Origin of the sequence: Actinokineospora baliensis, assembly GCF_016907695.1 — a bacterium.
Classification (GTDB): domain Bacteria; phylum Actinomycetota; class Actinomycetes; order Mycobacteriales; family Pseudonocardiaceae; genus Actinokineospora; species Actinokineospora baliensis.
On record NZ_JAFBCK010000001.1, the window covers coordinates 82,834 to 105,133 of the forward strand.

Genomic DNA, 22,300 nt, shown 5'->3' on the forward strand with positions numbered 1-22,300 from the left:
TTCGGGCGGCTCGATAGGGCGAACTTGTTTTGCGTGGGGCCCCTACGACAGCCGCGGCAGGACCGCAAAGCCGGGGCCGAAAAGCGTGGCCCTGTCCGCGCACAACGCTACGGCTGTCGTCCCCCCACGCAAAACAAGTCCGCCCTATCGAGCATTTGGGTATTGGTCATCTGCCTAGTTCCTGGTCGATGAGCGAGAGGAATTCCTCGTCGGAGGCGGTGTCCAGGTCGTCGACCTGATCGGTGTCGGTGCCGCCGCCGTCCCAGCGGGCCAGGAAGGAGCGCAGCCGCACGGCCAGTTTGATCCGGGTCAGCCCGTCCGGCGCGGCTCCCGAGAAGGCCGACTCCACCGCGTCCAACTCGGCCAGCAGGGCGTCCACCCCGGTGACCGGCCCGAGTTCCGCGCGCAGGTGCCTGGCCAGCTCTGCCGAGGTGGGGTAGTCGAAGGCCAGTGAGGCGGGTAGCGCGAGACCGGTCGCGGTGACGAGCCTGCCGCGCAGTTCGACGGCGGTCAACGAGTCGAAGCCCAGGTCGCGGAACGCCCGGTTCGGGTCGACACCACCTTGGTAGCCCAGGACTTCGGCGACCGCAGTAGTGACCAGCGCCAGCAAGGCGGCCTCCTGCTCGGCCTCCGGCAGGCCGGACAGGCGCGCACCCAGGTCGCTCTCGGCAACTGGCTCCGGGGCGGGCAGCAGGTCGGTGAACAGGGTGCCCGGCCGGGCGGTGTGGAAGGCGTCGGCGAAGCGCGGCCAGTCGACGTCGGCGACGGTCACCGCGGGCACACCCGCGTCGAGCGCGGCGCCGAGCGCGTCGAGCGCCACGGCGGGGTCGAGCGGGGTGAGGCCGCGTTTGCCCAGGTAGTCGGCGGATCCGGCGGCCATGCCCGCGCCCGCCCACGGTCCCCAGGCGACGGCGGTGACCGGTTTGCCCTCGGCGTGCCGACGCGCGGCGATGGCGTCGAGCGCCGCGTTCGCCGCGGCGTAGGCAGCCTGTCCACCACTTCCCCACACGCCCGCGATGGAGGAGAACAGCACAAAAGTATCCACAGTGGACAATTCGTCCAGGTGTAGAGCGCCGTTCACCTTGGCACGCAATGTATCGGCAACAGTGTTGGCGTCGAGGCCCGCGAGCGGCGCCACACCGGGCACGCCCGCGGCGTGGACGATCGCCGTGACCGGGTGGTCGGCGAGCAGGCGAGCGACAGCGTCACGATCACCGAGGTCGCAGGCGACGAGGTGCACCCGCGCGTCGAGGCTGGCCGCCAACTCGGCCGCACCCGGCGCGTCCGGGCCGCTCCGGCTGACCAGGACCAACTCGGTGGCACCGCGCTCCACCAGCCAACGGGCCACCTCGACACCGAGGGCTCCTGTGCCGCCGGTGACGAGGACCGGGCCGGTCGGGCGCCACGTCCTGCTCGGGGTCAGGCGCGTACGGGTGAGCCTGCGGGCGAGAACTTCCCCGCCTAGCACGGTGACCTGGTCTTCACCGACGCCCGCGAGTGCGGCGATCAGGCCAGGGCCGGTGCCATCAACGAGGCCGCCCCAGCGGTTCGGGTGCTCGAGGGCAGCGACCCGGCCGAGTCCCCACACCTGGGCCTGCTCGGGATCGGCGACGGCATCTGTTGTGACGCACCAGATCGGAGCGCCGTCGCGCCGCAGCAGGTCGATCGTGTCGTTGAGGCCGCCGAGGGAGATGACACCAGTGGTGTCAGCGGTTTCCTCTTGGACAACGGTCGCGCCCGCGCCCTTGAGCAGACCGGCGATGTCGTGGATGTCGTCACCGAGGACAGCCCAGGTGCCGGTCAACTTGGTGGCCGGGGCGGCGACGGGGGTCCAGGTGGCCGCGTAGGTGAGGCCGTCGAGGCGGGAGCGGACGGGCTCGATCGGCCAGAACCGCTGCCGGTCGAACGCGTACGTGGGGAGCGGGGCCCGGCGCCCGCCCGCGACCAGCGGCCGCCAGTCGACTGGAACACCCGCGACGTGCAGTCGTCCGACCGCCTCGAGCAGGGTTTCGCGCTCGTCCCGGCCCGCGCGCAGCGTCGGCACAGCGCCGTCGACGAGCGCGGTCAGGACACCGTCGGGGCCCAACTCCAGGAAGCGGGTGATCCCGCGCTCGCGCGCCTCGGCCACAGCATCGGTGAACCGCACCGGCTCGCGGACCTGGCGCACCCAGTAGTCCGCCGTGCCCGGATCGGCCTGGTGGTGGACCGTGGAGATGAGGGACTGCTCGCCCGCCCCCACGGCCAACCGCTCAACAACGGCCCGGAAGTCGGGCAGCATCGGGTCCATCCGGTGCGAGTGGAACGCGTGCGACACGGTGAGCCGCTTGACCCGCCGCCCCTCAGCGGCCCACTGAGCGGCCAACTCTGCCACGGCTGGTTCGTCGCCGGAGACCACGAGCGAACGGGGACCGTTGACCGCCGCGAGGTCGACACCGGCGGGCAGGATGATCTCGTCCTGGTCTGCCTCCACGGCGAGCATGGCTCCGCCCTCGGGCAGTGCCTGCATGAGGCGACCGCGGGCGGCGACCAGAGCGCAAGCGTCGTCCAGCGACAAGATGCCCGTCACGTGCGCGGCGGCCACCTCACCGATGGAATGTCCTATGAGGACCTCCGGCGTCGCAACCCAGGACTCGATGAGGCGGTAGAGAGACACCTGCAGGGCGAAGATGGCCGCCTGGGCGTTGACGGTCTTGTCTATCTCTTTGTCGTTGAACGGAAGCCGCTCGCGGATGTCGTCGAAGGTGCGCGCGAAGGTCGGGAACACCCTGAGCTGGTCACCCATCCCCGCCCGCTGCGAACCCTGCCCCGTGAAGAGGAACGCCAGACCACCGCGCCCCGCCTCACCGACCAGTCCGCGCCCGTCCGCCACGGCTCGAACCCGCTCGGCGAACTCCGCGCGATCAGCGGCGAACACCACAGCCCGGTGCGGCAGGAGTGCCCGGCCGAGCAGCGCGGCAGCGATGTCCAGTGTCGGCTCGACGTCCAGCAGCGCCTCGGCTTGGCCGCGCAGAGCGACTTCCGACGCCGCGGACAGCACGAACGGGGTCGGCTCGTCGATCGGCGTCTCGGTGGACCGCGCGGTCGGGTACGCCTCGATGATCACGTGCGCGTTGGTCCCGCTGACGCCGAACGCGGAGACGCCCGCGCGGCGCGGACGGTCGGCGGGCCACGGCCGCGACTCGGTGAGCAGGGCCACGGAGCCCGCGGTCCAGTCGACCTGGGCGCTAGGCCGGTCGACGTGCAGGGTGCGCGGCAGGGTCTCGTGCCGCATGGCCTGGATCACCTTGATGATGCCCGCGACGCCCGCGGCGGCCTGGGTGTGGCCGATGTTGGACTTGACCGATCCGATCCACAGTGGAGTATCGCGGTCCTGCCCGTAGGTGTTGAGCAGCGCTTGCGCCTCGATCGGGTCGCCGAGCGCGGTGCCGGTTCCGTGCGCCTCCACAACGTCCACATCGGACGCTGCCAGTCCGGCATCGGCCAACGCCGCCTGGATGACCCGCTGCTGCGACGGCCCGTTCGGCGCGGTCAACCCGTTCGACGCGCCGTCGGAGTTGACCGCGGACCCCTTGACCAGGGCCAACACCTGGTGGCCCGCCTCGATCGCGTCCGCCAGCCGCATCACGACCAGGACACCGACACCCTCACCCCAGCCGGTGCCGTCGGCGCCATCAGCGAACGCCTTGCACCGGCCGTCCGGGGCGAGGCCGCGCTGCCTGCTGAACTCGATGAACGCACCCGGCGTCGACATGACGGTCACGCCGCCCGCGAGCGCCATGTCGCACTCGCCACCGCGCAGCGCCTTCACGGCCAAGTGCAGTGCGACCAGACTACTGGAACACGCCGTGTCCACCGTGAGCGCCGGGCCTTCGAGCCCGAACGCGTAGGCAATCCGTCCAGAAAGGACACTCGCGGCGTTCCCCGTCCCGAGGTGCCCCTCCAGGTCCGGCCGGTTGGCCAGCAGCAACGCCGGGTAGTCCTGCCCGTTGGTCCCGGCGAACACCCCCGTCCGACTCCCCTTCACCCCCCTGGGGTCGATCCCCGCGTCCTCGAACGCCGCCCACGAGGTCTCCAACATGAGCCGCTGCTGCGGGTCCATAGCCACCGCCTCCCGCGGCGAAATCCCGAACAACCCGGCGTCGAACTCCGTCGCCGTGTCCAGGAATCCCCCGACCCGGGCGTACGAGGTCCCACCCCGCTCAGGATCATCATGGAACAACCCCTCGAGATCCCACCCCCGATCCCCCGGAAACGCCCCCACCCCGTCGACCCCGTCCCGAACAACCCGCCACAGCCCTTCAGCCCCCTCCCCCCCACCCGGGAACCGACAAGCCATCCCCACCACCGCAACAACCCCACCCGACTCCCCGCCAACCCCCACCCTCTCCACCGGGCGCCCACCCACACGCCCACCCACACCCACACCCACACCCAAGCGCCCGCCCGCACCCACCCCAACCCCTGCGCCCACACGCCCACTCGCGCCCACATCTACACCCACACGCCCGCCCGCACCCACGCCAGCCCTTGCACCCACCCCAACCCCTGCGCCCTCGTGCCCTCGCGCGCGCGAGGCCACCCCCCACCCTCCCTGGGGGGCTGCCCCGCTCCAGTTTATCGAGGTGGGGGCGTCGGGGGAGGGGGTGGCGGAAGGCTGTGGATGGGCAGTGGGGTTGTGGACAAGTAGGGATCGCAGATGGTTGGCCACGGCCACCGGAGTGGGGTAGTCGAAGACCACACTGGCGGGTAGGGGCAGGTCGACGGCGGTGGACAGGGAGTTGCGGAGTTCGAGGGCGGTCAGGGAGTCGATGCCGAGGTCGCGGAAGGCGCGGTCGGGGTCGACGGTCGGGTGGCCGAGGACGGCCGCGGTGTGGGTGACGACGAGGTCCAGCAGGTCGCGGACGGGTTCGCGGGTCGGCTGACGGGTCGGGAAGTCGGCGAGCAGCGGGCCGGTGGCGGTGAAGCGCGGCCAGTCGACGTCGGCGATGGTGACGCAGGTGTCGCCCGCGGCCAGGGCGGTCGCCATGGCGGCGAGGGCCCGGTGCGGCGCGAGCGGGCGCAACCCACCGCGGCGCAGGCGGGTGGCGACGTCAGCTGCCATACCCGCGCCCGCCCACGGTCCCCAGGCGACAGCCAGGCCGGGGCGGCCACGCGCCACGCGGGCCTCGATGAGGGCGTCGAGCTCGGCGTTGGCGGCGGCGTAGTTGCCCTGGCCCGCGCTGCCGATCACCCCGGCGAGTGACGAGAACACCACGAAAGTGGTGGCCGAATCGGCCAGTTCGTCCAGCCAGCGCGCGGACTTCGACCGCAACACCGCGTCGAACCGCGCCTCGTCGAGCGCGTCGAGGACACCGTCGTCGACGATGCCCGCCGCGTGGAAGACCGCGCGCACCGGGTGCTCGGCGAGCAACCGCGCCACAGCCGCCCGATCGGCGACGTCACAGGCCACGACGTGCACCTCGGCGTCCAGGCTCGCCACCAGCTCAGCCACCCCAGGCGCGTCCGGCCCCCGGCGGCTGACCAGCACCAGCTCGGTCGCCCCGCGGTCGACGAGCCAGCGCGCGACCTCCGCACCGAGCGCACCCGTGCCACCGGTCACCAGCACCGGCCCGTCCGGCACCCACTCACCGCGCGCGGCGACCGGCGCCCGCCGCAGCCTGCGCCCGAACACCCCGGACGCGCGAACCACGACCTCGCTCTCCGCACCACCGAGCACGGACGCGAACCGCCGCGCGGCCCGCCCCACCAACTCGGACGGAACGTCGACCACGCCGCCCCAACGACCGGGCACCTCGACCGCGGCCACCCGGCCGAGCCCCCAGACCCGCGCCTGCACCGGATCCGACTGCCCGCCGTCAACCGCGACCGCCGCCCTGGTCACGCACCACAGCGGCGCGGACAGATCGGCCTGCACGACCCGCAGCACGTCCTCGACCGGGGCCAGCACCAGCACACCCACGAGTCCGTCGACCTGCGGCAACGCATCGACCCGCGCCGGAATGATCTCGACGTCGGTGAGCGCGTCCCGGATGTCCGTCGGGACCGCACCGTCGGGTGTGACGACCAACCAGGCGCCGGACACCGGGCGCGCGGACTCGGACACCGGGCGCCACTCGACCCGATACCGCCAAGAGTCCACAGTGGATTGCTCGCGGTGGTCGCGGCGGAGCGCGGTCAACTGGGGCAGCACGGCGTTGAGCTCGTCGGAGGCGACCACCTCGCCAGCCTCGACCGCGGCCCAGAAGCTGTCGTCGGCAACCGGCGCCGCGGGTTCGAGCCAGTACCGCTCGCGCTGGAAGGCGTAGGTCGGCAGGTCGATCGGCACGGCTCGCCCGAAGATGGCGGACCAGTCGACCTCACCGCCCCGAACGTGCAGGGTCGCCACAGCGTCCACTGCGGACTCGACGTCGTCCCGACCAGCACGCAGAGTGGGCACCGCTGTCGCCGTCACGATCTGGGGTACTACGGCGGAGAGCACGCCGTCCGGTCCGAGCTCCAGCCAGGTGCGCACCCCGTCGGCGTCGACCGCCCGGACCGCGTCGGCGAACCGGACCGTCTCGCGCACCTGCCGCACCCAGTACTCGGGCGTCGCCATGTCCCCGGTCGCGGTCGGCACCAGCGGGATCTCCGGCCGCCGGTACTCCAGCGCCTGCGCCACCCGGGCGAACTCGCCCAGCATCGGGGCCATCAGCCGCGAATGGAACGCGTGCGACACCGTCAGCCGCTTCACCCGTCGATGTTGTTCACCAATCCTACATTCGAACTGTTCAACAATCCTACAATCCCCGGATACTACAATTGAACGATCCGAGTTCACTGCAGCCAAGTCCAAGCCTTCAGGGAGCTCGATCTCGGACTCGGCGGCCTCGATCGCCAGCATGGCGCCACCGGCGGGCAGGGCCTGCATGAGACGTGCGCGAGCCGCGACCAAAGTGCACGCGTCGTCCAAAGACAGGATCCCAGCGACGTGCGCGGCCGCCACCTCGCCGATCGAATGTCCGATCAGGACATCAGGCCGGACACCCCAGGACTCCAGCAACCGGAAGAGCCCGACCTGCAGGGCGAACAAGGCGGGCTGCGCGTTGCCGGTCTCGTCGATCGCGGACTCGTCGAACGGGACGCGAGCACGGATGGCGTCGACCACCGCCGCGAAGACCGGGAAGGACCGCAGCCCGTCCCCCATCGCGAACCGCTGCGATCCCTGCCCGGTGAACAGGAACGCCACCCGGCCCTCACCAGCGACTCCACGCACGAGCCCGGCCGCAGGCTGGTCGGCGATCAGCGCGTCCAAGGCCGCCCGACCGTTGACCACCGCCCGGTGCGAGAGGTCCGCCCGACCAGCGGCCAACGCCCGCGCCACCACGGCATCCGGGTACCGGCCCGCGAAGTCGCGCATCCGCTCGGCCTGCGCCAGCAACGCGGACGCGCTGCGCCCCGAGATCAACCACGGCAGCGAGGCCCCATCGGCCTCGACCGGATCAGCGGCCGCCGGGTATTCCTCCAGGATGGTGTGCGCGTTGGTGCCGCTCACCCCGAACGACGACACCGCCGCGCGTCGCGGCCGGTCCACCTCCGGCCACGGCCGCGACTGCGCCAGCAGCGACACGGCCCCCGAACCCCAGGCCACGTGGTGCGACGGCGAGTCGACGTGCAGCGTGCGGGGCAGGACCCCGTGCCGCAGCGCCAACACCATCTTGATCACACCGCCCACACCGGACGCCGCCTGCGTGTGCCCGAGGTTGGACTTCAACGACCCCAACCACAACGGCGCCGAACGGTCCTGACCGTAGGTCGCCAGCAACGCCTCGGCCTCGATCGGGTCGCCGAGTCGCGTGCCCGTGCCGTGCCCGTCAACAGCGTCCACATCAGACGCGTTCAACCCGCCCGAGGCCAATGCGGCCCTGATGACCCGTTGTTGCGACGGCCCGTTCGGCGCGGTCAACCCGTTCGACGCGCCATCGGAGTTCACAGCCGACCCGCGCACGACGGCCAACACCCGGTGCCCGTTGCGGATCGCGTCCGAAAGCCGTTCGACCACGAGCACGCCGACACCTTCGGACCATCCCGTGCCGTCCGCCGCCGACGCAAAGGCCTTGCACCGACCGTCCGCGGCCAGCCCGCCCTGAGTGGCGAACTCCGCGAACACCGCGGGTGACGGGATCACCGTGACGCCGCCCGCGAGAGCGAGATCGCATTCACCGTCCCGCAACGCGCGAATGGCCCAATGCAGGGCAACCAGAGACGATGAGCACGCGGTGTCCACAGTGACCGCCGGGCCCTCGAGGCCCAACGTGTAAGCGATCCGGCCGGACATGACGCTGTTGGCGGTTCCGGTGAGCAGATGCCCTTCAACCTCGGCGGGCAGCTCCGCCCCCACCCCGTACCCCGAGTTCGAGGCGCCGACGAACACACCGGTCGCCGATCCGCGCAGTGACAACGGGTCCAGACCCGCGCGCTCGAACGCCTCCCACGCGGTCTCCAGCACGAGTCGCTGCTGCGGGTCCATCGCCAACGCCTCGCGCGGCGAGATGGAGAACAGGTCAGCGTCGAAACGCGTTGCGGTATCGACGAATCCACCACGCCTCGCGTAGGAGACATCGCCCGCGAGATCCCACCCGCGGTCACCGGGGAAGTCACCGATCGCGTCAACACCACCGGTGACCAAGTCCCACAGGTCTTCCGGTGAGTTCACCCCACCCGGGTAGCGGCAGGCCATGCCGACGATCACGACCGGATCGTCAACTTCGCGCCGGGGACCTTCAATGGGTTCCGCACTGGCGGTGACCGCGGTCGGCAGGGAAGCGATCAGGCGGTCGGCCAGCGCCCGCGCGGTGGGGTGGTCGAAGACGGCGGTGGCCGGGATGGTCAGTGCGGTGGCTTCGGTGAGGCGGTTGCGGAGGTCGACCGCGGCGAGTGAGTCGAAGCCGAGTTCCTTGAAGGGCTTGTCCGGCTCGATGGCCGACGGGTCAGTGTGCCCCAGGGCCGCGGCCGCATGCGAGCGGACCAAGGTGAGCGCGGTGGCCGATCGCTCCTGGGTGGACAGCGCAGCGAGATCCGTCGCCCATGTTGTGCTGACCGGAGCCGCGTCCGACTCGTGGAACCCGGCCAGTAGCGGACTGGGCCGGACCGAGGTGAAAGCCGCTGTGAACCGTGCCCAGTCGACATCGGCGATGACGACCGTGGTGTCACCGTGGTCGAGCGCGTCACCCAGCGCGGACAGCGCGCGAGCCGGGGCAAGCGGGGTGAGACCGCGTCTACGCAGGTAGACGCCGGTGTCCCCAGTCGCCATCCCGACCGAAGCCCATGGCCCCCAAGCGATGGACGTCGCAGGCAGGCCAAGGCGGGCGCGGTGTTCGGCGAGCGCGTCGAGGTAGGCGTTGCCCGCCGCGTACGCGGCTTGTCCGCTGCTGCCCCACACCCCCGCGATCGAGGAGAAGAAGATCAGGTGCGCGTCGGGGGCGAGCTCGTGCAGGATGCGGGCGCCGTCGACCTTCGCACGAGTCACCTCGGCGTAGGCGGTCTCGTCGGCGCCGATCAGCGGCGTGTGGGTGTCGACGCCCGCCGCGTGGACGATGGTCGACACCGGGTGCGCGCGCAGCACCTCGGCGACGGCATCCTGGTCGGCGATGTCGCAGCGTACGACGTGCACCGGGACACCGAGGTCAGGGGCGCTGCCACCGCTCCTGCTGACCAGCACCACCTCGGTGGCGCCACGGGTGACCAGCCACCGCGCGACCTCGAGCCCGAGCGCGCCCGTCCCACCGGTGACCATGACCGGCCCGGCCGCCGTCCACGAGCCGCGCACGCCCAGCGGCGCGCGGCGCAATCGTCGCGCCGAGGTGCCGCTCGACCGGACGACCACCTGGTCCTCCACGCCGCCGAGCACGCCCGCGATCCGCGCGTCGACGCCTTCAGGCAGGTCGACCGACCCGCCCCAGGCCCGGGGCAGCTCCAACGCCGCGACGCGTCCGACTGCCGACACCTCGGCCGCGGCGAGCCCACCGCGGGTGATCGCCCACACCGGCACCTTCGCCGACGCCACAACACTCATCAGCCCCGGTGCGTCGACCTCGACGACGAGACCGTCCGCATCGGCCACCTCATCGACAACCGCCACTCCAGCCGACCGCAGCGCGTCGGCAACGTCCTGGGCGCCCCGAACGGCCCACTTGCCCGCCGCCGGAGCACCGTCGGATACCGGCTCCCAGTCGACGCGGTAGCGCCAGTCCTCAGTGGACTCAGCGCGCTTGGCGGGCGCCAGCCAGTACCGGCTCCGCTGGAAGGCGTACGTCGGCAACGGGACCCGCTGACCTCCCCAGTGCGCGAACACCGCGGCCCAGTCGACCTCGACCCCTCGCGTCCAGGCAGCCCCCACAGCGCGCAACAACGACGGCACCTCGTCCGTGCGCAGCGCAGGCGCTGTGACAGCGTCGTCAAGGATGTGGTGCACCAAGGCCGACAACACCCCACCCGGCCCGACCTCGACGAATGTCGTCGCCCGGGACTCACGCACAGCATCGGCGAACCGGACCGTCTCCCGGACCTGCCGCACCCAGTACTCGGCCGTGGCCGGGTCACCAGGTGAACTGTTCAACAGTGGGATTGTCGGATTGTTGAACGACAGCCCCGCAACGACCTGGCGGAACTCGTCCAGCATCGGGTCCATCAGGCGACTGTGGAACGCGTGCGACACGGTCAGCCGCTTCACCCGCCGGTTTTGTTCAACAATCCTACATTCGAACTGTTCAACAATCCCACAATCCCCAGATACCACAATCGAACGATCCGAGTTCACCGCAGCCAGGTCGAGCCCCTCGGGGAGTTCGATCTCGGACTCGGCGGCCTCGATCGCCAGCATGGCGCCACCGGCAGGCAGAGCCTGCATGAGACGCGCCCGAGCGGAGACCAGCGTGCAGGCATCGTCCAAAGACAGGATCCCGGCGACGTGGGCAGCGGCGACCTCACCGATCGAGTGGCCGACCAGGACATCGGGGCGGATTCCCCAGGACTCCAGGAGGCGGAACAGGGCGACCTCGACCGCGAAGAGCGCGAGCTGGGCATTGCCGGTCTGGTCGATGGCGGCGTCGTCGAACGGGAGACGGGCGCGCAGGTCGTCGAAAGCTTCGGCGAACGCGGGGAACACCCGGAGCTCCTGCCCCATGCCCGCGCGCTGCGAACCCTGACCGGTGAACAAGAACGCCACCCGGCCCCGGGCGATCACCCGACCAGGCGCGTCCACCAGTGCGGCGCGCAGCGCGTCCGCCGAGTCCCCCACCACCACGAGCCGGTGGTCCAGGTCTGCCCGCGCCGTGACCAGCGACAACCCGACGTCGACCGGTGCCAGGTCAGCCGTGTGGTCCGCGAGCCGGGCGGCCTGGTCGCGAAGTGCCCCGTCCGATGCCGCCGACAGGACCCACGGCACCGCGACGGTCGCCGGGCGGGTCACAGGCGCAGGGGATGTCGGCTCGTGCTCGATGATCACGTGGGCATTGGTGCCGCTCACGCCGAACGAGGACACCCCGGCCCGGCGCGGTCGATCCACCGAAGGCCACGGCCGCGATTCGGTCAGCAGTGAGACCGCGCCCGCCGACCAGTCCACGTGCGGGGTCGGCTCGTCGGCGTGCAGGGTCCGGGGCAGCACTCCGCGGCGGAGCGCCTCGACGACCTTGATCACCCCGGCGACACCGGCCGCCGACTGGGTGTGGCCGATGTTCGACTTGACCGATCCCAGCCACAGCGGCTCGACCCGGTCCTGCCCGTAGGTCGCCAGCAACGCCTGGGCCTCGATCGGGTCGCCGAGCACGGTCCCCGTTCCGTGCGCCTCCAGCAAGTCCACATCGGACGGTACGAGACCACCCACAGCCAGTGCTGCCTCGATGACCCGTTGCTGCGACGGCCCGTTCGGCGCCGTCAACCCGTTCGATGCGCCGTCGGAGTTCACCGCGGTGCCGCGGACGACCGCGAGGATCTCGTGGCCGTTGGCGATCGCGTCGGACCGCTTCTCGACCACCAGCACCCCGGCGCCCTCGCCCCACCCGGTGCCGTCGGCGCCCGCGGCGAACGACCGACAACGGCCGTCGACCGAAAGGCCCTTCTGGCGGCTGAACTCGGTGAAGATCCCCGGTGTCGCCATGACGGTCGCGCCACCGGCCAGCGCCAGCGTGCACTCGCCGTTGCGCAGTGCCTGGACCGCCAGGTGCAGGGCGACGAGGCTGCTGGAACAGGCGGTGTCGACGGTCAACGCGGGACCTTCGAGCCCGAAGGTGTAGGCGAGCCTGCCGGAGGCGACGCTGGTCGCGATGCCGGTCAGCGAATGCCCTTCAGACGGCCCGCTGTCGAGGCCGTAGAGCGAGGTCGCGACACCCATGAACACGCCGGATCGACTGCCCCGCAGAGACATCGGGTCGATCCCGGCGCGCTCGAACGCCTCCCAAGTGGTCTCCAGCAGGAGACGCTGCTGCGGGTCCATCGCGGTCGCCTCGCGCGGGGACACCCCGAACAGGCCCGCGTCGAACCCGGCGGCGTCGCTGAGGAAACCGCCGGATCGGGTGTAGGTGGTGCCCAACCGCTCGGGGTCCGGGTCGTGGAGCGCTTCGAGGTCCCAGCCCCGGTCGCGTGGGAACTCGCCGATGGCGTCCACCCCGGACGCCACCAGGTCCCAGAGATCCTCCGGTGACGAGACTCCACCGGGGTAGCGGCAGGCCATGCCGACGATCACGATGTCATCCGCGCCGACCTCGGTCGCGCGAACGGACACCTTCTTGGCGGCGGGCTTGTCCGCGGCGATGAGCGCGGCGAGCGCGGTCGGCGTCGGGTGGTCGAACACGACCGTCGGCGGCAATCGCAGGCCGGTCGCGGCGTTGACTCGGTTGCGCAGCTCGACCGACGTGAGCGAATCGAACCCGAGGTCGCGGAACGCTCGGCGAGGGTCGACGACGTCCGCGGAGTTGTAGCCGAGAACTGCGGCGACCTGCTCGCGCACCAGGTCCAGCGCGTTGTCGGAGGTGAGCGTCGACGCCTGGGGCCGTCGGCGTGCGGTGGAACCGAGGCCACGCAGGAGTGTGTGCTGCGATCGTGCGTCGAGCCGCATCGGCAGCAGGTGGGGTGCCGCGAACTCGCGTGACCTGTCGAACAGCGCCAGACACTCCGCTGTGGACAGTGCGGATCCGAGCCGCGCACGGTCAGCTGACGAGAGAGACGCGGTGATCCCGCTCGACTGCTCCCACAGTCCCCAAGCCAGCGACGATGTCCTCGTGCCCCGAGCGCGGAGCTGGTGGGCCAGTGCGTCGAGCACCGCGTTCGCGGCGCAATAGTTGGCCTGCCCCGGGGTCCCGAAGGTCGCCGACGCCGAGGAGTAGAAGGTGAGCGACTCCAGATCGAGCGCAGCCAAGTTCTTGGCGGCGCCCGCCTTCACACCGAGTACCGTGTTGAGCCGGTCAGGGGTCAGATCGGTGACAAGAGCGTCGTCGGTGACACCAGCGACGTGGATGACATCGGTTGGCTTGTGCGCCGCGATGACCTCTGCGAGGGCATCCGGGTCGCTGATGTCGCACGCGACGACCGCCACATCAGTGCCGTCGAGGTCGGCGAGCAGCTCCGGGTTCGCCTGACCGCTGCGAGAAACGAGCACGAGTTTCGACACACCCCGCACTGCGAGGTGTCGAGCCAGCTCGGTGCCGAGCACCCCGGTGCCACCGGTGATCAGCACGGAGTCGAGCGGCCGCGGCAGGGTGAACACGTTCTTGCCGACGTGCCTGCCCTGTCCGAGGTGGCGGAAAGCGGTTCGCGCGTCGCGGATGTCCCACGCGCGAGTCGGCGGCAGGTGCAGTGCCCCTTGTCCGAAGAGGACAACCAGCTCCTGGAGCATGGCCTGCAGCCGGTCGAGGCCCGCTTCACTCAGGTCGAACGCCTGGTAGCGCAGGTCGGGGAAGTCCTGCGCGGACCGCACATCAGCCTTGCCCATCTCGATGAACCGCCCGCCCGGCCCGAGCAACCGGGCCGAGGCGTCGATGTACTCACCCGCGAGGGAGTTCAGCACGACGTCGAAGCCCCACCGACCTGCCACGCGGCGGAACTTCTCCGCGAAGCCGAGGTCACGGGAGGAAGCCAGGCGCTCGTCGGAAAGGCCGGTCGCTGCCCACTTGCTCTGACTCGCGGTCCCGTAGACCTTCGCCCCGAGGTGCCTGGCGATCTGGGTCGCCGCCATGCCGACACCGCCAGCGGCGGCGTGCACGAGGACGTGCTCACCCGCTCGCACATTGGCCAAGTCCACCAAGGCGTAGTAGGCAGTCAAGAACGCCATGGGGACGGCCGCGGCCTCCGTGAAGGACCACGTCTCCGGTATCGGCGCGACGAGGCGGCGGTCCACAATGGTGCGTGGGCCGAACCCACCGGAGAACAGGCCGAAGACACGGTCCCCCACCGCCAGATCGACGCCATCGCCGACCTCGATGACGACACCCGCGCCCTCAGAGCCCATGATCGCGCGTTCCGGGTAGCTACCGAGCGCGATGAGGACGTCGCGGAAGTTGATGCCCGCCGCGCGCACGTCGACTCGAACCTCACCCGGCGCGAGTGGACGGTCGGGGTTCGGCACCGCTGTCAGGTTCTCCAGCGTTCCACCGGTCATGACGTCCAAGCGCCACGGCTCGTCGGGCAGGACGATGCCGGGTTGGGCGCGGACCAGCCGCGCCGCGAGCACGACCCCATCGCGCACAGCCACCTGCGGTTCGTCGAGTGCGAGCGCTCCGGCGAGGTCAGCGTCGGCAGCGGCGTCGACGAGGACGAACCGGTCGGGGTGCTCGGACTGCGCGGCCCGGACCAAGCCCCACGACGCCGCACCTTCCAAGTCGCTGATCTCGTCGCCCGCGACAGCGGCCACCGCACCGGAGCCGACGAGGACGAGCCGCGGGTCCGGGTTGTGCCTGATCCACGCCTGGACCAGCTCCAACGTGTCGACAACTGTCGCGGGAAGGGGAACCACGACATCGCGAACGGTGGCGTCAGCCGGGACCGACACCGGGGCCCAGTCCACTGTGAACAGTGCGTCGTCGAGTGACCGGTCGACGATCTGGGTCGCGGCGCGCAGGGTGAGGGACTCGACGGTCGCCACGGGAATGCCGTCTTGATCTGCGACCTCGACGCGCACGGTGTCCGCGCCGGTGCGGGTGAGGTGGGCCCGCAGGTGCTGGGCGCCCGTCGCGTGCAGGGCGACACCGGTCCAGGCGAACGGCACCCGAGCGGTGTCGTCGCCGCTGTCCAGCGCGAGCGCGTGCAGGACGGCGTCCAGGAGCGCGGGGTGCAGCCCGAAGCCCGCTATGTCGACGGGCGCCGTGACGTCAACGACCAAGCCGTCGGCCGAGCGGCGTACCGCTTGCAGGCCCTGGAAAGCGGGACCGTAGTCAAGCCCGGCGTCGGCCAACGCGGCGTAGAGGCCGTCGAGGGAGACGGCGTCGGTCGTCTCGGGGAAGGCCGTCACTCGCGGAGTTGGGGTCGAGCTGAGGATGCCGGTGGCGTGGCGGGTCCAGGTGTCGCCCGCGCGGGAGTGGATCGTGAAGGCGCGGGTGCTGTCGGGGTTGGGGCTGGCCACGGCGAGTTGGACGGAAGCGGGGAGGGTGAGGGGGACCTCGATGGTGAGTTCGTCGAGGTGCGGGGTGCCGGTGGTGGCGCCCGCGTGCAGGGCGAGCTCGACCAGAGCCGTGCCGGGGAGGACGACCCGGCCGTGAACGACGTGGTCGGCCAGCCAGCCGTCGGCGGCGAGGCTGCCGGTGAACAGGTGGCCGCCGTCGCCGAGTGAGGTCGCACCGGTGAGCAGCGGGTGGGTGGTGGCGTCCAGGCCAGCGGCGACCGGTTTGGGCTGGGCCCAGAAACGGGTGCGCTGGAAGGCGTAGGTGGGCAGGTCGACGCCGGGGCCGCGGGTGGGCCAGTCGACCGGTACACCGTGGACGTGGAGGGTGGCGACGGCGCGCTCGAAGGTGTCCGCTTCCGACTTGCCCGCCCGCAACGTCGGGACGGCGGTCACGTCCAGGGCCTGCTGCGCCAGTGCCGTCAGCACCCCGTCCGGCCCCAACTCGAGGAACACGCCCACACCGGCCAGCCCGGTGATCGCCTGGTGGAACCGCACGGTCTCCCGCACCTGCCGCACCCAGTACTCCGCCGTCGCCGGGTCACCAGGCGACGTGCTCACCAAGGGGGTTGTCGGAGTGGTGAACGAGAGTCCCGCGATCGCTTGCCGGAACTCGTCCAGCATCGGGTCCATCAGGCGGCTGTGGAACGCGTGCGACACCGTCAGCCGCTTGAACCGCCGGTTTTGTTCAACAATCCTACATTCGAACTGTTCAACAATTCTACAATCCCCGGATACCACAATCGAACGATCCGAGTTCACCGCAGCCAGGTCGAGGTCCTCGGGAAGCTCGATCTCGCCTTCAGCGGCCTCCACCGCGAGCATGGCGCCACCGGTAGGAAGCGCTTGCATGAGTCGGGCTCGGGCAGAGACCAGGGTGCAGGCGTCGTCCAGGGACAGGATCCCGGCGACGTGGGCGGCGGCCACCTCGCCGATGGAGTGGCCCACGAGCACGTCGGGGCGGACGCCTCGGGATTCGAGGAGTCGGTAGAGGGCGACCTGGAGGGAGAAGAGGGCGAGCTGGGCGTTGCCGGTCTGGTCGATCGCCGAGTCGTCGTAAGGGAGCCGGGCGCGGATGTCGTCGAAGACGTCGGCGAACACCGGGAAGACACGCAAGCCCTCCCCCATGCCCGCGCGCTGCGAGCCCTGACCGGTGAAGAGGTAGACGAGCTTGCCGTCGACGACTGAGCCCTGGACACCGCCCTCGGCCAGTGCCCGCAAATCACCCGCAGGCACCACGGCACGGTGGGCGAGAGCGGCCCGACCACGTGCGAGGGTGTGCGCGACGGCTTCGTGGTCGACCTCGGGATTCGCCTCCAGGAAGTCCAGCAACCGCGCGGCTTGGTCGCGCAAACCGGCCGCCGAACCAGCGGACAGCAGCCAGGGGGATCCCCCAGCGCCAGCCGCGGGCACCGCCTCGGTCTCGGGTGCCGACTCCAGGATCACGTGTGCGTTGGTCCCGCTGACGCCGAAGGACGAGACGCCCGCGCGGCGTGGACCGGTCGACCACGGCTGCGGCTCGGTCAGCAGCGACACCGCGCCGCTGGACCAGTCCACGTGCTTGGTCGGCTCGTCGATGTGCAGGGACGCGGGCAGGACGCCGTGCCGCATGGCCTGGACGACCTTGATCACGCCCGCGACGCCTGCGGCGGCCTGGGTGTGCCCGATGTTGGACTTCACCGAGCCCAACCACAGCGGCGTGTCCCGGTCTTGGCCGTAGGTCGCCAACAGCGCTTGGGCCTCGATCGGGTCACCGAGCACCGTGCCCGTCCCGTGCGCCTCCACGGCGTCCACTTCGGACGGCGCCAAACCTGCCGCCGCCAACGCGGACAGAATGACCCGTTGCTGCGACGGGCCGTTCGGCGCGGTCAGCCCGTTAGAGGCGCCGTCGGAGTTCACGGCTGATCCGCGCACCACCGCCAAGACCTGGTGCCCGTTGCGGACCGCGTCCGAGAGCCGCTCGACCAACAGCACGCCGACGCCCTCGCCCCACGACGTCCCGTCCGCGGCCTGGGCGAACGGCTTGCACCGGCCGTCCGCCGCGAGGCCGCGCTGGTGGGTGAACTCGACGAACGCGCCAGGTGTCGCCATCACCGTGACGCCACTGGCAACCGCCAGCGAGCACTCGCCGTCACGCAGTGCCTTGGCCGCCAGGTGGAGCGCCACCAGCGACGACGAGCACGCGGTGTCCACAGTGACCGCAGGCCCCTCCAGCCCGAAGCTGTAGGCGATCCGGCCGGACAAGACGCTCGCGGTGATCCCGGTCGACAGGTAGCCCGCCAAGGCATCGGAAGCCAGCGCGACCCCGGCGTAATCCTGGCCGTTGGTGCCCGCGAACACGCCAACCGGTTGACCACGCAGGGAAGTCGGGTCGATCCCGGCGCGCTCGAAAACCTCCCAGGTCGCTTCGAGCAGGAGTCGCTGCTGCGGATCGAGGACTGTGGCTTCGCGCGGGGAGATGCCGAACAGGTCAGCGTCGAAGTCGGCTACATCGCTGAGGAACGCGCCACGCAGGGAATGCGAACTGGAGCGCAGTGCGTCGAGGTCCCAGCCGCGGTCGGTGGGGAACTCGTCGACGACCTCCCGCCCGGCGGAGACCAGTTCCCACAACGCTTCCGGGGAGTCGGCACCACCGGGGAAGCGGCAGCTCATCGCGATGATCACGATCGGGTCGTCGACCCGGGTGGCGACCTCGGTGCGGACCCGCTCGGACTCACCGCGTGCTTGGCGGCGCAGGTGGTCGGCGAGCGCGGTCGCGGTCGGGTAGTCGTAGACGAGGGAAGCCGGTAGCCGCTGTCCGGTGGCCGTGGCGATGCGATCCCGCAGTTCTACCGCCGTCAGCGAGTCGAAACCCAAGTCCTTGAAGGGCTTCTTGGCATCGACTGCCCCCGAGTAGCCCAGCACAGCAGCCACTTCAGCGCGCACCAGGTCCAATGCGCAACGCTCGTCCCACGCGGTCGCGGCGACAACCTCGTTGTTGGACCAGGGAAGGAGGTGGCTCGGCCGCCCGGAAGTGAAGACGGCGGCGAACCGTGGGCCGTCGATGTCGACGACAGTGACCGCGGTGTCATCCGCATCGAGCGCACGACCGAGCGCGGCGAGAGCGCGAGTGGGTGCCATAGGCGTGAGACCGCGACGGCGGAGGTAGTCCTCGGCGTCGGTGTCAGCGAGCATCCCCGACCCGGCCCACGGACCCCAGGACACGCAGGTGGCCCGTTGCCCGCGCGCGCGGCGATGGGCGGCGATCGCGTCGAGCTGGGCGTTGGCGGCGGCATACGCGGCCTGGCCGCCACTGCCCCAAACCCCGGCGATCGAGCCGAACAGGACCAGGTGCGCGTCCGGCAGCAGCTCGTGCAGGTGGGTGGCACCGTCGGCCTTGGCGCGGACTGTGGCGGTGTATTCGTCCACAGTGGTCCCATCCAACGGCACCGACGCGACGACACCAGCAGCGTGGAAGGCGGCCGTGACTTCGTGCGCGGACAGCAGTCCGGCGAGCGCGTCGCGGTCGGCCACGTCGCAGGCGATGACCTCGGCCCGGGCACCGAGCTCGGCCAACTCCTGGACCAGGTCGGCAGCCCCGGGAGCGTCGGGACCGCGCCTACTGGTGAGGATGAGGTGGTCGACACCACGACCCGCGAGCCAACGGGCGACGTGGCTGCCGATCGCCCCCGTTCCGCCGGTGATGAGGACTGTTCCGTTGGGGCGCCACGGGGTTCCGCTGTTCGCGGGTGCGGGGACGAGCCTGCGGGCGTAGGCGCCGTTGGCGCGGAGCGCGATCTGGTCTTCGCCACCCGCGATGATCGCGGCGATCCGGGCGGGATCCGGGTCGGCGTCGACATCGATGATGCCGCCCCAGCGGTCGGGGTGTTCCAGGGCGGCCACTTGACCGAGGCCCCACAGCTGCGCCGCCGCGGGGTCGGTGACGGGGTCGTTGGCGCCGGTGGACACGGCGCCCCTGGTGAGGACCCAGATCGGCGGAGTCGACGGGTCGCGCAGGAGGTCGATGACGGTGGCGGGAGAAGCACCGGGACCGACGATGACAGCCGGGGTGTCCTCCGGCTGTGCGGTGAAGGTGACGGGGGTCCAGTCGACGCGGTAGCGCCAACCATCCACAGCGGACTGTTCGGTCACCGCAGGGGCGAGCCAGTAGTGGGAGCGCTGGAACGGGTAGACCGGCAGGGCGATCCGCCGTGCTCGCGGCACCGCGGCCGTCCAGTCGACGGGCACACCGGTGACGTGCAGCCGAGCCACCGCGGTCATCAGCGTGACCGGTTCGTCCTGCCCGGCCCGCAGCGTCGGCACCCCGCCGACCAGCGCCGACAGCACCCCGTCCGGCCCCAGTTCGAGGTACCGAGTGCTCTCGTCCAGCCCACGCACCGCTTCGGCGAACCTGACTGTCTCGCGGACCTGCCGCACCCAGTACTCGGCCGTGGCCGGGTCACCGGTTGAACTGTTCAACACTGGGATTGTCGGATTGTTGAACGATAGTCCCGCGATCGCCTGCCGGAACTCATCCAGCATGGGGTCCATCAACCGAGAGTGGAACGCGTGCGACACCACCAGGTCCTTCACCCGGCGACCTTGTTCGACAATCCCATCCTTGAACTGTTGAACAATCCTACGATCCCCGGATACGACAAGTGACCGATCCGAGTTCACCGCGGCGAGGTCGAGGTCGTCAGGGAGCTCGATGTCGGACTCGGCGGCCTCCACGGCGAGCATCGCGCCACCGGCGGGGAGGGCCTGCATGAGACGGGCTCGGGCGGAGACCAGGGTGCAGGCGTCGTCCAGGGACAGGATCCCGGCGACGTGGGCTGCGGCAACCTCACCGATGGAGTGACCGATGAGCACGTCCGGGCGCAAGCCCCAAGATTCGACCAGGCGGAACAGGGCGACCTGGAGGGCGAACAAGGCGAGCTGGGCGTTGCCGGTCTGGTCGATGGCGGCGTCGTCGAACGGGAGACGGGCGTGGAGGTCGTCGAAGACCTCGGCGAACGCGGGGAAGACCCGCAGCTCTTGGCCCATGCCCGCGCGCTGCGAACCCTGACCGGTGAACAGGAACACCAGGTCGCCGTCGACCGCCGAGCCGCGGATCAGCCCCGGCGCGGACTCCCCCTTCGCCAAGGCCGACAGCGCATCGCCGGTAAGGGCAACCGCGCGCTCACCGAGGTTCGCCCGTGTCGACACCAGTGACCACGCGACGTCCACCGCAGGCTCGTCCAGCTGTCCCAGCCGCTCGGCCTGGGCCCGCAAGGCGTCCTCGGTCCGCGCCGACAACACCAGCGGCACCACCACCGGCTCTTCGACCGCCGGGGCTTCGACCGGTTCCGCCGCGTACGCCTCCAGGATGACGTGCGCGTTGGTGCCGCTGATGCCGAACGACGACACAGCGGCTCGGCGCGGGCGGTCCACCGATGGCCACGGACGCGCCTCGGTCAGCAGCGAGACCGCGCCTCGCTTCCAGGCGGCGTGCGGGGTCGGCGTGTCGACGTGCAGTGTCTTGGGGAGGATGCCGTGCCGCAGGGCCAGCACCATCTTGATCACGCCTGCGGCACCGGAGGCCGCCTGGGTGTGACCGATGTTGGATTTCAGCGACCCCAACCACAATGGCTCCGCACGCCCCTTGCCGTAGGTCGCCAGCAGGGCTTGGGCTTCGATCGGGTCACCGAGCCGGGTCCCCGTGCCGTGACCCTCCACTACGTCCACATCACACGGTGACAGTACAGCCGAAGCCAACGCGGCTTGGATGACCCGCTGCTGCGACGGCCCATTCGGCGCGGTCAAACCGTTCGACGCGCCGTCGGAGTTCACCGCTGACCCGCGTACGACCGCCAACACGTCGTAGCCCTTGGCCAGCGCATCGGACAGCTTGGTCACGACCAGCACGGCCACGCCCTCGGACCAGCCAGTGCCGTCCGCCGCCGCGGCGAAGGACTTGCAGCGGCCGTCCGCGGCCAACCCGTTCTGCCGGGCGAACTCGGCGAACACGGCCGTGGACGGGATGACCGTCACACCGCCGACCAGAGCCATGGAACACTCGTCGGCGCGCAGTGCCCGCATCGCCAGGTGCAAAGCGACAAGGCTGCTCGAACACGCCGTGTCGATGGTGACCGCGGGCCCTTCCAACCCGAGCGCGTAAGCGACGCGGCCGGAGATCACACTGTTCGCGGTGCCGGTCAACGCGTGCCCCGCGACCTCCTCAGGCAACGGAACACCTGCGCCGTACCCGGAGTTGGACGCACCCGCGTACACGCCGGTCGCGCTGCCCCGCAACGAATCCGGCGCGATGCCTGCCCGCTCCAACGCCTCCCAGCTCGCCTCTAGGAGCAGGCGCTGCTGCGGGTCCATCGCCAGCGCCTCACGGGGCGAGATGCCGAACAGCCCGGCGTCGAATCCACCGGCGTCGACGAAACCGCCCGCCCTGGCGTAGTCGACCTCGCTGACCAGGTCCCAACCGCGGTCGCCCGGGAACCCGGTGATCCCGTCCCCGCCACGGTCGACCAGCCCCCACAGCTCGTCCGGCGAAGCCACCCCACCCGGTAGACGACAAGCCATGCCGACGATCGCGATGGGTTCGGCCGCAGCAGCGGTCAGGTCGTGGTTGCGCTTGCGCAGCCGCTCGGTCTCCTTCAGCGACGCCCGCAGCGCCTCGACGATCTGCTGCTCACGACTCAT

1 protein-coding gene is annotated in these 22,300 nt (G+C 70.9%); it reads right to left on the reverse strand.

Annotated elements, in window-relative coordinates:
• Positions 1 to 166: 166 nt before the first annotated feature.
• Positions 167 to 22,300, reverse strand: coding sequence for a type I polyketide synthase (locus JOD54_RS33840; protein WP_239573228.1), 22,134 nt, complete (start codon positions 22,298 to 22,300; stop codon positions 167 to 169).

Bases quoted from the DNA above. Each gene is read 5' to 3' on its own strand.
- JOD54_RS33840 (WP_239573228.1), bottom strand. From the start codon at position 22,300: ATGAGTCGTGAGCAGCAGATCGTCGAGGCGCTGCGGGCGTCGCTGAAG.